Origin of the sequence: Streptomyces sp. NPDC002884 (genome assembly GCF_040295245.1) — a bacterium.
In the GTDB taxonomy this organism is placed as follows: domain Bacteria; phylum Actinomycetota; class Actinomycetes; order Streptomycetales; family Streptomycetaceae; genus Streptomyces.
The window spans coordinates 184,693-199,392 of the sequence record NZ_JBEOVB010000005.1 but is presented as its reverse complement, the minus strand read 5'-3'; the positions used below and the strand labels follow the sequence as shown (position 1 = coordinate 199,392).

11 protein-coding genes are annotated in these 14,700 nt (G+C 74.4%); 2 read left to right on the top strand and 9 right to left on the bottom strand.

Features of this window, described 5'->3' with window-relative positions; translation table 11 throughout:
* Positions 1 to 74: 74 nt before the first annotated feature.
* The 3 genes from ABT070_RS13275 to ABT070_RS13265 form a co-directional block, all read right to left on the bottom strand.
* A complete protein-coding gene (locus ABT070_RS13275; protein ID WP_351758899.1) occupies positions 75 to 758 on the bottom strand; it encodes a response regulator transcription factor in 684 nt (227 codons plus the stop codon).
* Positions 755 to 1,960 (bottom strand): sensor histidine kinase, encoded by a 1,206-nt coding sequence (locus ABT070_RS13270; RefSeq protein ID WP_351758896.1) that lies wholly within the window; start codon positions 1,958 to 1,960, stop codon positions 755 to 757. The genes ABT070_RS13275 and ABT070_RS13270 overlap by 4 nt, the downstream gene beginning before the upstream one ends.
* 121 nt (positions 1,961 to 2,081) lie before the next feature.
* Entirely contained in the window at positions 2,082 to 4,307 is a 2,226-nt protein-coding gene (locus ABT070_RS13265) for an MMPL family transporter (protein WP_351758894.1), read from the bottom strand.
* Between the two features lie 293 nt (positions 4,308 to 4,600).
* On the opposite strand from ABT070_RS13265, the gene ABT070_RS13260 reads away from it, so the two are divergent.
* A complete protein-coding gene (locus ABT070_RS13260; protein WP_351758891.1) occupies positions 4,601 to 5,776 on the top strand; it encodes an SGNH/GDSL hydrolase family protein in 1,176 nt (391 codons plus the stop codon).
* 59 nt (positions 5,777 to 5,835) lie between these two features.
* On the opposite strand, the gene ABT070_RS13255 is transcribed toward ABT070_RS13260, so the two are convergent.
* Genes ABT070_RS13255 through ABT070_RS13230 form a run of 6 tightly spaced genes read right to left on the bottom strand, consistent with a single transcriptional unit; the run spans position 5,836 to position 13,591 of the window.
* Positions 5,836 to 7,488: an FAD-dependent monooxygenase gene (locus tag ABT070_RS13255; protein ID WP_351758888.1), complete on the bottom strand. Its 1,653-nt coding sequence runs from the start codon at positions 7,486 to 7,488 to the stop codon at positions 5,836 to 5,838.
* Positions 7,485 to 8,342, bottom strand: a complete 858-nt coding sequence (locus ABT070_RS13250) for a fumarylacetoacetate hydrolase family protein (protein ID WP_351758885.1) — start codon at positions 8,340 to 8,342, stop codon at positions 7,485 to 7,487. Before ABT070_RS13250 ends, ABT070_RS13255 begins: the two co-directional genes overlap by 4 nt.
* Entirely contained in the window at positions 8,339 to 9,295 is a 957-nt protein-coding gene (locus ABT070_RS13245; protein WP_351758882.1) for a dioxygenase family protein, read from the bottom strand. Before ABT070_RS13245 ends, ABT070_RS13250 begins: the two co-directional genes overlap by 4 nt.
* Positions 9,292 to 12,087 carry a glycoside hydrolase family 78 protein gene (locus ABT070_RS13240; RefSeq protein ID WP_351758879.1) on the bottom strand — a complete coding sequence of 932 codons (2,796 nt, stop codon included), beginning with the start codon at positions 12,085 to 12,087 and terminating at the stop codon, positions 9,292 to 9,294. Before ABT070_RS13240 ends, ABT070_RS13245 begins: the two co-directional genes overlap by 4 nt.
* Before the next feature lie 27 nt (positions 12,088 to 12,114).
* Entirely contained in the window at positions 12,115 to 13,041 is a 927-nt protein-coding gene (locus tag ABT070_RS13235) for an alpha/beta hydrolase fold domain-containing protein (RefSeq protein ID WP_351758877.1), read from the bottom strand.
* Between the two features lies 1 nt (position 13,042).
* The gene (locus ABT070_RS13230; RefSeq protein ID WP_351758874.1) at positions 13,043 to 13,591 is read right to left on the bottom strand and encodes a quercetin 2,3-dioxygenase; all 549 of its coding nucleotides are present in this window, start codon (positions 13,589 to 13,591) and stop codon (positions 13,043 to 13,045) included.
* A gap of 218 nt (positions 13,592 to 13,809) precedes the next feature.
* On the opposite strand from ABT070_RS13230, the gene ABT070_RS13225 reads away from it, so the two are divergent.
* The gene (locus ABT070_RS13225) at positions 13,810 to 14,646 is read left to right on the top strand and encodes an IclR family transcriptional regulator (protein ID WP_351758872.1); all 837 of its coding nucleotides are present in this window, start codon (positions 13,810 to 13,812) and stop codon (positions 14,644 to 14,646) included.
* Positions 14,647 to 14,700: the final 54 nt, after the last annotated feature.

The following is a 14,700-nucleotide window of genomic DNA, read 5'->3' as shown; positions in this document are numbered from 1 at the left end:
CCCACCAGGGAGCCACGAGGGTTCGCGGCCCGGTGGGACCGTCGGACCCCGGCGGTCTCGTCCCCGGACCGCCGTCAGCCGCTCTGGGGCGGAGGGGGTGTCACCAGCCCGCTCCGGTACGCGACGACGACGAGCTGGGCGCGGTCGCGGGCGTCGAGCTTGGTCATGGCGCGCTGGATGTGGCTGCGTACCGTCAGCGGGCTCAGGAAGAGCTCGGCGGCGATCTCCGCGTTGGACCTGCCGTGCGCCGCCAGGGCCATCACCTCGCGCTCGCGGTCGGTCAGGGTCTTGAGGGCCTCGGGGAGCGCGCGGGCGTCGTCGGTGTCCGGGCCGGCCAGGAAACGCGTGATGAGGGCCCGGGTGGCGAGCGGGGAGAGGAGGGAGTCGCCGGCCGCCACGGTGCGGATGCCCGACAGCAGGACCTCCGGGCTGACGCCCTTGCCGAGGAAGCCGCTGGCGCCGGCGCGCAGCGCCTTGGCGACGTTGCGGTCGTCCTCGAAGGTGGTGAGGACGAGGATCCGGGTCCCGGACAGTTCCGGCCGGGCGCAGATGGCGGCGGTGGCCGCCACTCCGTCGACGTTCGGCATCCGGATGTCCATGAGCACCACATCGGGCCGGTGCGTCTCGGTGCGGTCGACGGCTTCCTGTCCGTCGGCGGCCTCCGCGACGACGGTCATGTCCGCGACCGACTCGATGAGGATGCGGAAGGTGGCGCGGAGCAGGGCCTGGTCGTCGGCGAGCAGGACGCGGATGGTCATGAGGGGGGACTTTCGTCGGGACGGTCGAGCGGAAGGGTGCAGGCGACCTCGAAGCCGCCCCGCGGGCGGTGACCCGCGTGGAAGGTGCCGCCGGCCGCGGCGGTGCGCTCGCGCATGCCGAGCAGACCGAAGCCGCGGCCCGGCCCGGACACGGGTGCGGATGCCGGTGCGGGACGGCCCGGGGCGGTGTCGTTGGTGACGGTCAGGGTCAGGTAGTGGGGGGTGTAGGCGACCCGGACCCGCGCGGTGCGGGTCGCGGCGTGCTTGCTGACGTTGGTGAGCGCCTCCTGGACGATCCGGTAGGCCGTCAGGTCGAGGACGGGGGGCAGCGGGCGCGACGGCCCCTCGACGGTGACGGTCACCTCCAGGCCGGCCGCCGAGCAGGAGTCCACCAGGTCGGGCAGCTGCCCCAGACCCGGGGCGGGCGTCAGATCGTTGGCGGGGTCGGTGTCCTCGCGCAGCAGCCCCACGGTCGCCTTGAGCTCGCGCAGCGCGGCGGCCGTGGTCTCCGGCAGCTTGCCGATGATCTCGAGGGCCTTGCCGGGATCGCTCCGGGAGAGGTGGGCGGCGGTGCCGGCCTGCGCGTCGGCGAGGGTCAGATGGTGCGCGACCACGTCGTGCAGTTCCCGTGCGATGCGCATCCGTTCCTGGATCACCCGGTGACGCGCCTCCTCCTCCCGTTGACGGTCGGCGTGCTCGGCCCGGGCCGCGGCGTACTCGCGTCGCACCCGGACGTAGGAGCCGAAGGCCGCGGACAGCAGCACCCAGGCCGCCGGGTTGACGATGGCCAGGATCGGCGAGTCGTGGAACGAGGGGGTGAACAGACCGGTGACGGCGATGCCGGTGGCGGCCGTCAGCGCGCCGTTCCAGGCGGCGCGGCGAGGGGTCCGCACGCTCGTGGAGTACTGCGCCCACAGCAGCGGGATCATCAGCAGCGGTGTCAGGAGGTAGCCGAGGGCGCCCTGGCCCATGCTGCACAGCAGGGTGACGGCGAGGACCCGCAGGGGGTGGTCGCGGCGCCGGTACAGGGCGGCGCAGGCGACGACGGACAGGGCGACGCCGGGCCACAGGATCGGCGTCTCGGGCATCAGTGCCCGGGTGACGACGACACCGGAGACGGTGAAGGCGGACAACAGGGCCAGCCCCGTCGCCTCGACGGCTTTCGGACGGGCCGCTGCCCGGCGCTGCCAGCTTGTGCTCATCACGCTCCGAGACGTTCAAAGGCAGACATACTCACACACCGCGGGCCGCGGCGCCGTGGTGTCCGGCGCCGCGGCCCGCGGGGGCGGGGGACCCACCGGGGGCTCACCCGGGTCACGAGCCTCAGGTACGGGCCCGTTCGGCCGGTTCCCGCGGCGCCTGCCCGCCGCCCGCCCCCGCGACGGCGGGCACCGGCGGCACGGTGATCCCGACGCCCTCGACGTCGACCCGCGGCAGCAGCCGGTCGAGCCACCCGGGCAGCCACCACGCCCGGTCGCCGAGCAGGGCCAGCACCGCGGGCACGAGCGCCATGCGGACGACGAAGGCGTCGAACAGCACGGCGACGGCCAGCCCGAAACCGATGGTCTTGATCATCGACTCGGCGGCGCCGACGAATCCGGAGAAGACCGCGATCATGATGACCGCCGCGGCGACGACCACCCGCGCACTGTGCCGGAAACCGGTGACGACCGCCTGCGGAGCCCGGTCCCCGTGGACGTACGCCTCGCGCATCCGGGCCACCAGGAACACCTCGTAGTCCATCGCCAGGCCGAAGACGATGCCCACCAGGAAGATCGGCATCAGGCTCATGATCGGACCGGTCTGCTCCACCCCCAGCAGCTCCGCGCCCCAGCCCCACTGGAAGACCGCCACGACCGCGCCGAGAGCGGCCAGCACCGACAGCAGGAACCCGAAGGCGGCCTTGACGGGCACCAGCACGGACCGGAAGACCACCAGCAGCAGGAGCAGGGCCAGGACGACGATGACGGCCAGATAGGGGACGAGCGCGCTCTGGAGGGCCTGCGCCACGTCGATGTTCATCGCGGTGCTGCCGGTGACCTCGAACGTCGCCCCCGTCTCCCGTTCGAGACCGGCCCGCTCCGCGCGGATGGCCCTGACCAGGTTCTTGGTGTCCTCGGTGTTCGGGCCGGCGGTCGGGACGGCCGAGAACAGCGCGGTGTCGCCGGCCTCGTTGAACCGCGGGGCGGAGACGGACACGACCCCGCGGGTGGCGCCGATCTGCTGCGCGATCGACTGCGCGGCGGCCTTCGGCCGGGCGGCGTCCCTGACGTCCGCGACGATCGTCAGCGGCCCGTTGAAGCCCGCGCCGAAACCGTCCGCGAGGGCGTCGTAGGCACGTCGTTCCGTCGACGAGACGGGCTTGGACTCGTCCCCCGGCATGCCCATCTCCAGCTGCGCGGCGGGCAGTGCCAGCACGCCCAGGCCCGCGACGCACGCCACCAGCACGGTCACCGGGCGGCGCAGCACGAAGCGCGCCCACCGCGAACCGCCGTTGTCGGCAGGCCGGGCCGCGCGGCCGCCCTTGCGCGTGGCGCGGGAGAGCACGGCCTCGGGCCACATGCCGAGCAGGGCGGGAACCAGGGTGAGGGCGATCAGGACGGCGACGACCACGGCGCCCGCCGCGCACAGGCCCATCTTGGTCAGCATCGGAACGCCGACCACCGACAGGCCGGCCAGCGCGATGACGACGGTGAGACCGGCGAAGACCACGGCCGAGCCGGCCGTGCCGACGGCGAGCGCGGTCGCCTCGCGCGGGGCGTGGCCGCCCGCGCGCTCCTCCCGGTACCGGGAGACCACGAAGAGGGCGTAGTCGATGCCGACCGCGAGGCCCAGCATCGTGGCGAGCGTCCCGGTGGTCAGGGACAGACCGAAGGCGCTGCCGAGGGCCATGATGGACGCCATGCTGATCCCGACGCCGACGACGGCGGTCAGCAGCGGCAGTCCGGCGGCCGCGAGGGAGCCGAAGGTGATCAGCAGGACGACGGCGGCGAGGGCGATGCCGATGGCCTCCGAGGAGCCGCCCGCCGCGGGCTGGGTGGCGAGCGCGGTGCCTCCCACCTCGACCGTGAGGCCGGAGGCGCGGGCGCGGTCGACGGCCTTCTCCAGGGCGGCCTTGTCGGCCTCGGTGAGATCGTCGGCCTTGACCTTGTAGTTCACCGTGGCGTAGGCGGTCGAGCCGTCCTCGCTCACCGCGCCCGCCTCGAACGGGCTCACGGCACTCGCCACCTGCGGCTCGTCGGCCGCCTCGGTCACGAGCGCGTCGACGGCGGCGCGGTGGCCGGCCGCGGTCACCTTCTGGCCGTCGGGTGCGACGAACACGATCCGCGCGTCGGCGCCGTCGGCGTCCGAGCCCGGGAAACGTTCTCCGATCAGGTCGAACGCCTTCTGCGCCTCGATGCCGGGCATGAAGGAGGTGCCGTCGTCGGAGGCGGCGGGAGCCTTGGCGGCGCCGAGCCCGACGCCGCCGAGGATCACCGCCCACAGCAGCATCACGAGCCAGCGCCGCTGGAAGGCGGTCCGGCCCAGCCGGTAGAGCAGGGTAGCCACGGGAAACGGATCTCCAGGTCTGGGTTCGGGTGGACGACCAGCGTGGCCCGCGCGGGTGCGCCGGGGCATCGTGCCCGTGTGGGCACTCCCGCCTGGTGCCGGTGCATGAGCCGACACCCCGGTGTCCTCCTCCAGGAGGAGGACGCGCGTACCGCTCGGGCAGGAGACCGGGACCCGTTCGTGGCCCGGCGCGACGAATCACGCGACGAATGCCGGACAGAGGACTACGACTGACCTGACCTGACCTGACCTGACCTGACCTGATCTGACCTGTGCCGCCGAGAGGTCCTCGCATGCATTCCGTACTCGACCGCGCGCTCGACTGTGTCGTCGGCGCGCTCGGGCAGACCACCGACGCGACCGGAGTCACCCTGCACCGCTCCCCGGACCAGGGACGGGCGCGGCTGGCCGACCGGGCGTTCGACTTCAACAGCGCCGTGCCGTCCGGAGTGCGGTTCGAGATGCTCACGCACGCCACCGACCTCGAGCTCGACGCCCGGCTGACCGTGCTCCAGCCCCTGGGACTGCCGTCCCCCGGCAGCGTCTTCGACCTGGTGGTCGACGGGGAACTGCGCGAGCCGGTGGTGGTGACGGAACAGAGCCCCGTCTTCTTCGACCCCGCTTCCGGCTCGCTGGAGACCGGGCCGGTCCGGCCCGCGACCGTGCGGTTCCGCCTCGGCGGGCGGGCCCGTGAACGACGCGTCGAGATCTGGCTGCCCGTCACCCCGGCCGTCACGCTGATCGACGTCCGCGTCCCGGACGGGGCGTCGGTGCGTCCGGCTCCGGCGAGCGGCCCGCTGTGGGTGCACTACGGCAGCTCGATCAGCCAGTGCTCGGACGCGGACCGCCCGACCTCCACCTGGCCGGCCGCCGTGGCCCGCGCAGCCGGCCGGTCCCTGGTCAACCTCGGCCTCGGCGGACAGTGCCAGCTCGACCCCTTCATGGCCCGGGCCGTCCGCGACCTGCCCGCGAGCGCGATCAGCCTCGAACTGGGCATCAACGTCCACAACGCCGACAGCATGCGGGAACGCGCCTTCGTCCCGGCCTTCCACGGCTTCCTCGACACGATCCGCGACGGGCACCCGCACACCCCGGTGCTGATCGTCAGCCCCATCGTCTGCCCGGCCGCCGAACGGCGCCCCGGGCCCACGCTGGTGGGCCCCGACGGCATGGTCCGCACCGTCGACCGGCCCGCCGAACTCGCGTTCGGCGCGCTCACGCTCACCCGCATCCGCGAACTGCTGGGCCGGCATGTCGAGCAGCGCCGCGAGGACGGCGACGACCGGCTCCGACTCATCGACGGGACAACGCTGTTCGGACCCGACGACGTGGCCGACCTGCCCGACGGCCTGCACCCGAACGCGGCCGGCTACGCCCGCATGGCCGAGCGCTTCCTGCCCCTTGCCTTCGGCAGCACGGGCGCGTTCGGGCCGCCGGCCGGCGGCGCGGGGGTCGACTCCCGTGCGTGACGCCGACGACCCGGCGGCGGGGCCCGGCCGGCGTTGCGGGACCGGCGTCGGCCGCCCGGCTACCGCACGCCGCTGCCCGGGCGTCTCGGGCGTGGTCGACGCGTCGGCGCGGCGCCGCGGACGACGTCGAGCACGGACCCGGCCCGGGTGCCGTCCGTGCCCCGCCACGCGATGTGCTGGTCGGGCCGGACCAGCAGCAGCGGGGCGCCGTAGCGTCCGGGCGAGGCCAGGCCGGTCAGGTCGACGGTGGTGAGGGGGACACCCCGGGCCGCGGCCTCCCGCGTGAAGGCGGCGCGGTCGGGTTCCCGGTCACCGGCCAGGAGGAGCAGCGTCAGACCGTCGCCGAGCAGGTCGTACAGGGAACGGCCGTCGGGGAGCCAGCCGTGCGGCACCCGGGCGCCCGGGAAGGACAGGTCGTGATAGCTGCGCGGCACGAGGGGCGGGACGGCGGAGCCGTCGTCGACGACCACGGGGGACGAGGCGTAGTGCTGGCCGAGGACGAGGCCCTCGCTGTGGAACTCGCCGGCCTTGGCCCGCAGGGCGACCGCGGTCCGCGCGCGGCGGCGGTCGGCCTCGGGGCCGTCCCCGAGGAGTGCGGGGTCGGCGAAGGACGGGGCGAGCAGCCTGTCCTGGGCGGCACCGCTCGCGATGATCTGCTGAGCCACCGGGCGCCGCTCGGTCTGGTAGCTGTCCAGCAGCTCCGCGCCGCCCCAGCCCTGGAGGACCGCGGCGAGCTTCCAGCCGATGTCCACCGCGTCGCCGACACACGTGTTGAAGCCGTGCCCGCCCCACGGGGGGTTCAGATGGGCGGCGTCGCCCACCAGGAAGACGCGGCCGCGCCGGTAGCGGTCGGCCAGGAGCATGCGGGCGGTCCAGGGGTCGGTGGAGAGCACCTCCACGGGCCCGGGGTGTCCGCCGCCGACGAGAGCGCGCACCAGCGCCTCGGGTTCCACCGGGCGGCCGGGGTCGGTCCGCTGGACGATGGCCCACCACCGGTCGTCCAGGTCGAGACGGCCCATGAGACCGGACGCCTCGGGGCTCACCACCCAGTACTGCACCGCCCGGTCCAGGCCGACGGCCTCGCCCAGGCCCGGTGCCCGGAAGACGACGCTGAGGTTGGGCCGTTCGCCGGACGAGCCGGCGTACCGCGCTCCGATGGCCTGCCGGCTGACTCCGGTGCTGCCGTCACAGCCCAGCAGATAGCCGGCCGTGAGCACGCGGACGGAGCCGTCGTCGGCGGCGACCGTGGCGCGCACGGCGTGTTCGTCCTGCTCGACGGCGGTGACCCGGTGGCCGGTCAGGCAGGTGACCGAGGGCAGTTCGGCCACCGCCGCGCGCAGGACCCGCTCGACGACCGGCTGCGGAACCTGCTGGCCCGGCTCCGCCCAGCGCTCGTCGCGGCCGTCGTACAACCCGAACACGTTGCGGAACCGGGTCAGTTCGGTGCCGAGGAGCGCGGTGCAGAAGATGACGTCCTGGGACCAGGCCACGGGCAGCGGAGCGGCCGTGCGCAAGCGGTCGGCCAGGCCCCAGCGGCGGAAGTGCTCCATGGTGCGGATGCTGGTGGTCTTGGCCCGCGGCCGGTCGTCGTCGACGGTGGTGCGCGGCTCGACGAGCACGGTACGGATGCCGCGGCGGCCGAGCTCGACCGCCGCGGCGAGACCGGACGGCCCGCCGCCGGCGATCAGTACCTGGACGGTCGTCCCGGTCACGCGCCGGACCTCGCGGACGCGTCGGTGACGGGCGTACGCAGCGTGCCGAGCCGGTCGGCCTCCACCTCGACGACGTCGCCCGACCGCAGCAGCCGGGGCGGCGTACGGACGTAGCCGACGCCCTCCGGGGTGCCGGTGGCGACGAGGTCGCCCGGACGCAGGGTCAGGGTGGCGCTGATCCGGGACAGCAGCTCGGGCACCCCGAAGACCATGTCGCGGGTGTTCCCGTCCTGCATGATCTCCCCGTTGACGCGGGTGACCAGGCGCAGCCCGTCGGAGAGGCTGCCCACCTCGTCGGCGGTGACGACCGGCCCGATCGGGCCGCTGCGATCGGCGTTCTTGCCCAGCGTCCACTGGGCGGTGAGCTTCTGCGCGGTACGGGCGGTGATGTCGTTGAAGACGGCGTATCCGAGGACGGCGGCCTCGGCCTCCTCCTCGCCGGCGTCGCACAGCCGGGCGCCGACGACGGCCACGACCTCGCCCTCCCAGTCCAGGCCGGGTTCGTTCGCGGGCACCGGCACCGGTACGCCGTCCACCGACAGCGAGGCCGTCCAGCGGCCGAACAAGGTGGGGTGCTCCGGTGCCCGGAAGCCGCCCTCGGCCGCGTGCGCACGGTAGTTGAGACCCACGCACAGTACCCGCGCCGACGCCGGCACCGGCGGGGCCAGGGGCACCTCCGCGAGCGGGACCGTGCCGTGGCGGACCGCGCGGGCCCGCTCCAGCCAGTGGGGGAGGTCAGCGTAGAAGTCGTCCACCTCAGTGAGCGGCGTGACCCGGCCGTCCACGGCGACGCCGATCACGACCTGCCTGCGGCCGGACCCCCGGCCCGGATCCACCATGCCGACGAGCTTCATGCGCGCGCTCCTCCTGTTTCCGCCGCGGGCGCCGCGGCCAGACGGATGTCGAACTCGGCCTCCAGGAACGGGCCTTCCATGCCGAACCGGCGTGCCGTGTCCTCGTCGGCGGCCGGTGCGAAGGGCGCGATCAGCGCGTCCTTCACGGCGAACGCCGCGTCGGAGCCGAGGTAGGGGTCGTCGGCGGCGAACACATGGGTGGTGAGCGACCGGTGACCGGCCGCCTCCACCCGCAGGTGGATATGGGCGGGACGCATGGGGTGACGGCCGAGCGCCCGCAGCAGTTCGCCCACCGGGCCGTCGGTCGGCACCGGGTAGCTGGCGGGCTTGACCGTGCGGAACCAGTAGGAGCCGTCGGGTCCGGTGGTGAACAGGGCGCGCAGGTTGCCGTCGGGCTGCTCGTCGTCCTGACTGTCGTACAGCCCCGTGTCGTTCGCCTGCCAGACGTCCAGCACGGCGCCGGCCAGCGGCCTGCCGTCGCAGTCCGTGATCCGGCCGTGCACCACGGCCCGCTCACCGCGCCGGAGTTCGGGGCCCTCGGCGATCCAGGCGCCCATCGGGCGGGGCGGCGCCGGCGAGTGGAAGGGCCCCTCGACCGAGCTGGGCGTCATGGTGGCCGGACCCGTGTGGTTGACCTCGTCCACGGCCGAGGTGAGGCCCAGCATGTCGGAGAGCAGGATGAACTCGTCGCGGCGGTCGGTGCAGGCCCGGCCCGTGCGGACCAGGAAGTCCAGCGCGCGCAGCCACTCCTCCTCGGAGGGCCGGGTCTCCCGGACGAAGGCGTGCAGATGGGTCACGAGGCCGCGGATCAGCTCCCGCAGCCGCTCGTCGTCGCCCCGGACGGTGGAGAGGACCTGTCGCACCAGATCGTCCGGCTGACGGCCGTGGGCGGGGCCGGGGGCCGCCGTCCCTCCCGCGGGGGCGTGTCGGGCCGTTGTGGTGGGGTCGGTCATGGGGTCGCTCCCGCGGGAGTCAGGGCGGCGTCCGGTGCCGCGCAGTCGTAGGTGTGGGTGCCGGACCCGGCGTCGTACCGGGCGCCGTCGGGCAGGACGACGCGCGCGGTGGCGCCGGGCGGCACGGTGACGCGGAGGTGGAAGCGGCCGTCCTCGATGTGCCAGGACGAGCGGACCGGCCCGTACGGCGAGTGGTGTTCGGCCCGGGCCCGGGTCAGGCCCCCGCCGGGGCGGGGCGCCACGGTGAAGCGGCGGTAGCCCGGAGCGTCCTCGTCGGGCCTGATCCCGGCCGTGTGCCGGTGCAGGAAGGAGACGACCGCGCCCTTGGAGTAGTGGTTGAGGGAGTCGTGCGGGGTGCCGTCCGCGCCGACGCCGTCCCAGTGCTCCCAGACGGTCGTCGCGCCCCGGTCGATCATGTGGAGCCAGGACGGGGCGGTGTCCTGGAGCAGCAGCTCGTACGCGACGTCGAGATGCCCCGAGTCGGCGAGCACGGGCAGCAGGTCCGGGGTGGCGAGGAAGCCGGTGCCGAGGTGCGTGCCCGCGGCGCGGACGAGTTCCACCAGCCGCCGCGCGGTCCGCGCCCGCAGTCCGGCCGGGACGAGGTCGAAGGCGAGCGCCCGCACATGGTGGGCCTGGGTGTCCGGGCGCAGCGAGCCGTCGGCCGCGATGAACTCGGTCCGCCAGGCGTCGCGCACCCGCTCGCTCAGCTCCCGGTAGCGGCCGGCGTCCTCGTCGCGGCCCAGGACGCGGGCGATGCGCGCCGCCAGCCGGGTGGAGTGGGCGTAGTAGGCGGTGGCGACGTCCGCCTTGTCCAGGGCCGCGTACCCCTCCAGGTCGTCGATGTGCTCACCGGGCACGAGCCACTCGCCCCAGTGGAACCCGGTGTCCCACAGATACCGTTCATGCGGCGCCGGGCGGGGGGAGCGCCGGATCCGGTCCGGGTGACGCTCCTCGCGGGCGGCCCGTTCGACGCGGCCGAGCCAGGCGGTCATGGCCGGCCACAGCTCCTCCAGGATCCCGGGGTCGCCGTAGGCCAGGTACAGCTGCCAGGGCACGATGACCACCGCGTCGCCCCAGCCGGCGGAGCCGTTGAGATGCGCCACCGGACCCTTGGGACCCTCGGTGCGGCAGGCCGGTGAGATGTTGGCGACGGTGCCGTCCGGCCACTGGTCGGCGGCCACGTCGCGCAGCCACTTCGCCGAGAAGCCCGACACGTCGTAGAGGAAGGCGGCGGTCGGCACGAACAGCTGCCAGTCCCCGGTCCAGCCGGCGCGTTCGCGGGTGGGGCAGTCGGTGGGGATGTCGCAGACGTTGCCGCGCAGACCCCACCGGGCGGCTTCGTGCAGCCGGTCGATCCGCTCGTCGTCGCAGTCGAACCAGCCGGTCCGCCGCAGGTCGGAGTGGACGACCACGCCGCGCAGGTCGTCGGCGGTCAGCTCGCCGGGATGGCCCTCGACACGGACGTAGCGGAAGCCGTGCGTGGTGTGCCGCGGTTCGAAGGCCTCACCGGGCCGGCCGGCCGAGACGACCCGGTCGACCTGGCCGGCCGGGAGCGGCTCGGGCAGGAACGGCATGTCCACGCGGAGGTGGTCCGTCGTCACATCGCCGTCGGGACCCAGGGACTCGCCGTGCGTGAGGGTGAGGCGGGTGCCCGCCGGGCCGAGGTCGGTCAGCCGCACCCAGCCGTTGATGTTCTGCCCGAGGTCGAAGACCTGGCGGTCGGGGTGCGGCCGGGTCACGGAGACCGGGGCCAGTTCCTCGACGCGCCGCACGGGCGGGGCGGGCGAGGCGACCAGTCCGGCGTGTCCGTGGTCGGCGACCTCCACCGGCGTCCACGCCGAGTCGTCGTACCCCGGCAGGTCCCAGCCGATGGGGGTGCGGCGCAGATCGGTGCACTGGCCCGCGATCAGGTCGGCGGCCACGATCGGCCCGGGAGCCCAGCGCCAGTCGCGGTCGGTGGACACGACGGACGTGGTGCCGTCGGCGTGCTCGAGATGCAGCTGCGCCAGGAACGACACCCGTTCGCCCCACTGGTCGTGGGCCCGGGTGACACCGATCTGTCCGCGGAACCAGCCGTCGGACAGCACCGCCCCCAGGGCGTTCCCGCCCTCCCGCAGCAGCGCCGTCACGTCGTACGCCTGCACCTGGAGGTGTACGTCGTACTGCGTGAAGCCCGGCGTCAGCTCGGCGTCCCCGACCCGCTCCCCGTTGAGGAAGACCTCGTAGAGACCCTGCGCGGTCGCGTAGAGGCGGGCCCGGTGGACCGGGGAACCCGTGGTGAACGCGGTACGCAGCAGCGGGGCGCCCCGGCGCCCGGCGGACGGCACTCCGGGTCCACCGGGGACGTCGGACACACCGGACGCACCGGGCCTGCCCTGGATGCCGGGTCCGCCGGGGACGCCGGGGATGCCGGGTCCGCCGGACACACCGGGTCCGCCGGTTGCGCCGGGTACGACGGGCTCGATCCACCGTGCCTGCCAGTCGGCGGGATCCAGCAGGCCGGTCTCGAACCAGGCCTCGTGCGACCACGCGCTCTCGCCGAGGTCGGTCCAGACCTTGACCCGCCAGGTGATCCGCTCCCCGGAGCCGGGCGGCGGCCCGTCGTACGGCACATGCGTGCTGTCGGCGGACTCGACCCGGCCGGAGTCCCAGCCCGCGCTCGTTTCGACGCGGTACGCGAACTGCTCACGCGAGCCGGGCGGCAGCCACCAGGACAGCCGGGGGCGGCGGTTGCCGAGGCCCAGCGGCTGTTCCAGCTCGTCGGCGCGCAGAGAGGTGGGAGCGGCGTTCATACAGGTGACCAAACGTTCGAGGAGGAGTCAGGCCGGGTCGGGAAGCCCGAGGGGGCCGGGGCCGCACACCCGGGAGGCGAACTCCAGGGCTTCGGCGAACACGGTCTCCGGATCGGGCAGCCCGGCCCAGAGGTGGTCCGCGTCGTCCACCAGCTGCAGGCTCACCCGGCACCCGTGGGCGCGCAGGGCCGCGGCGAGCTGTTCGCTCTGCCCGCTGGGGACGAACCGGTCGGCGGTGCCGTGCGCGAGCAGGAACGGCGGGGCGGCGGCCGACACATGGCTCACCGGGCTCGCCGCGGCGGCGCGTTCCGGTGCCGCCGGTACGGGTGCGCCGAGGAGCAGCGCCTCCCGCGAGTCCACGGCGTCCGGGGCGCTCACCGCGTCGGGCCGGGACTGGCGCTGCATGGTGCGCAGGTCCGCGGGCCCGTACCAGTCGACGACCCCGGCGACGGTCACGCCCGGACCGGGCTCTGCGACCTCGCCCTCCCACTCCGGCCTGCCGTCGGTCAGCGCGAGCAGGGCCGCGAGATGACCGCCCGCCGACTCGCCCCACAGCACGACCCGTCCGGCGTCGAGCCCCAGCGCGTCGGCGTGCGCGCCCAGCCAGCGCAGCGCGGCCTTGCCGTCGTGCAGCTGGGCCGGGAAGACGGCCTCGCCGCTGAGCCGGTAGTCGAGGGAGGCGACCGCGAAGCCCGCCCGGACGAGACGGTCGAACGGCCCGACCGGCCACCCGGCGAAGGCGGGGCCGAACTGATCGCGCCGCCCTACCCGCCAGCCGCCGCCGTGCAGGAACACGATGACGGGGGCGGGCCGCTCCGGGTCGTGGGCCGGCCGGTACAGGTCGAGCAGCAGCGGCCGGAAGCCGAGCGGGGAGCCGTACTCGACCCCCCGGAGCACCCGGGAACCCGCGGCCGTGGTCTGCTCCGCCGGGAGGGCGGAGGCGTTCGCCGTCATGTCAGCCGTCCAGGGGGCGCAGGTCGAACCGGAACTCCTGCCGGTGCTCGCGGGCGACCCGGGCCAGCTGCTCGTGGGAGGGGACGTAGGGCGGGTGCGGGAGCTCCGTCGAGTCCGTACGGGTGCCGGCCTCGCCGAAGAACCGCTCGAAGCCGCCGCTGGACGCGCCCATGATCTTCGTGTCGTCGGCCTCGACCCGGAAGGTGTGCAGACAGCCGGCGGGCACGTAACCGAAGTCGCCGGGCTTCAGGAGCTTCTCGTACGTCTCGCCGTCGCCGTCCTGGATCCACACCCGGGCGCGGCCGGACAGCAGATAGAAGGTCTCGTGCACATCGGCGTGGCTGTGGGTGGGGATCGCGTCGCCCTTGGGGGCCGCGTAGGTGAAGAGACCGAACTGGCCGGCGGTCTCGTCCTTGCTGAGCAGCACGGTGATGAGGGCGTCGAACAGGTGGGACCGTTCCCCCTCTCCGGCCTCCAGGAAGTAGGGCACCGGCTTCCCCGGCAGGGGGAGGCGCTTCGCACCGCCGCTCAGGGCGAACTCCGCAGTCATGGGGTCTCCTCGGAAATCTGGTCGGCTCTGCCCGAGGCGGGCAACCCGTCGAGGTGTGCCGCAGGAACGGGCGCCGTACGGACGGGCGCCGTACGGACGGGTGCCGTAAGGATGGGGTCCGTCGCCACCGTCCCACCAGGCGGAATTCCATTGAATGGCATGCGATCGAAACCTGCGCGCAATGCGTCTCTGCTCGCGGAGTGGGTCACACTGCACGGGTGACGAACAATGCGGGCACCTCCCGTGCCGCCGCCCGGGGAAGACGGCCACCGCAGGGCGAGCCGGTGATCGACCGAGCGTTCGCGCTGCTCACGGCCTTCACCGAGGACCGCCGCGCGCTGACCCTCGCCGAACTCAGCCGCGTCACGGACACCCCGCCGAGTACGACGCTACGCCTGGCCCGGCGGCTCGTGCACTGGGGCGCCCTGGAGCGGGACGCCGACGGCCGCTACGTCGTGGGCCTGCGGCTGTGGGAGGTGGCCTCCCTGGCGCCGCGCGCGCACGGGCTGCGCAGGGTGGCGCTGCCGTACATGGAGGATCTGTACGAGGCGACCCACCAGCACGTCCTGCTGGCCGTACGGGACGGCGCGGACGCGTTGCTCGTCGAGCGGCTGTCGGCCCACGCGGCGATCGACGTGCTGTACCGGGTCGGCGGCCGGCTGCCGCTGCACTCCACCGGCGTCGGTCTGGTGCTGCTGGCCCACGCCGAACCCGACTTCCAGGACGAGATCCTCGGGCAGGCCCTGACGCACGAGCCGGAGGGCGTACCGCTGTCCTCCGCCGCGCTGCGGCGTTCCCTCGCCGAGATCCGCAGCACCGGGGTGGCCGTCGTCAACCGCGCGGAACCGGTTCCGCTGCACGCCGTGGCGGCACCCGTGCGCGGGGCCGACGGCGAGGTCGTCGCGGCGCTGTCGGTCGTCGTACCGGCCGGCCACGCGGAGCCCCGCGTGCTCGCCCCCGCGCTGCGCGCCACGGCCCGGGCCCTGTCCCGCAGCCTCGGCGCCGTCACGGCCCCGCCGGCCCAGGCGCAGAGCGGCATCCGCCGACGGCAGTGAAGCCGTGGGCGGATCCCCGCGAGCCGACGCCGTCGCCCCCCGCCCTGGGACTCG

Bases quoted from the DNA above. Each gene is read 5' to 3' on its own strand.
- ABT070_RS13250 (WP_351758885.1), bottom strand. From the start codon at position 8,342: ATGAAGCTCGTCGGCATGGTGGATCCGGGCCGGGGGTCCGGCCGCAGG.
- ABT070_RS13275 (WP_351758899.1), bottom strand. From the start codon at position 758: ATGACCATCCGCGTCCTGCTCGCCGACGACCAGGCCCTGCTCCGCGCC.
- ABT070_RS13235 (WP_351758877.1), bottom strand. From the start codon at position 13,041: ATGACGGCGAACGCCTCCGCCCTCCCGGCGGAGCAGACCACGGCCGCG.
- ABT070_RS13230 (WP_351758874.1), bottom strand. From the start codon at position 13,591: ATGACTGCGGAGTTCGCCCTGAGCGGCGGTGCGAAGCGCCTCCCCCTG.
- ABT070_RS13260 (WP_351758891.1), top strand. From the start codon at position 4,601: ATGCATTCCGTACTCGACCGCGCGCTCGACTGTGTCGTCGGCGCGCTC.
- ABT070_RS13240 (WP_351758879.1), bottom strand. From the start codon at position 12,087: ATGAACGCCGCTCCCACCTCTCTGCGCGCCGACGAGCTGGAACAGCCG.
- ABT070_RS13245 (WP_351758882.1), bottom strand. From the start codon at position 9,295: ATGACCGACCCCACCACAACGGCCCGACACGCCCCCGCGGGAGGGACG.
- ABT070_RS13270 (WP_351758896.1), bottom strand. From the start codon at position 1,960: ATGAGCACAAGCTGGCAGCGCCGGGCAGCGGCCCGTCCGAAAGCCGTC.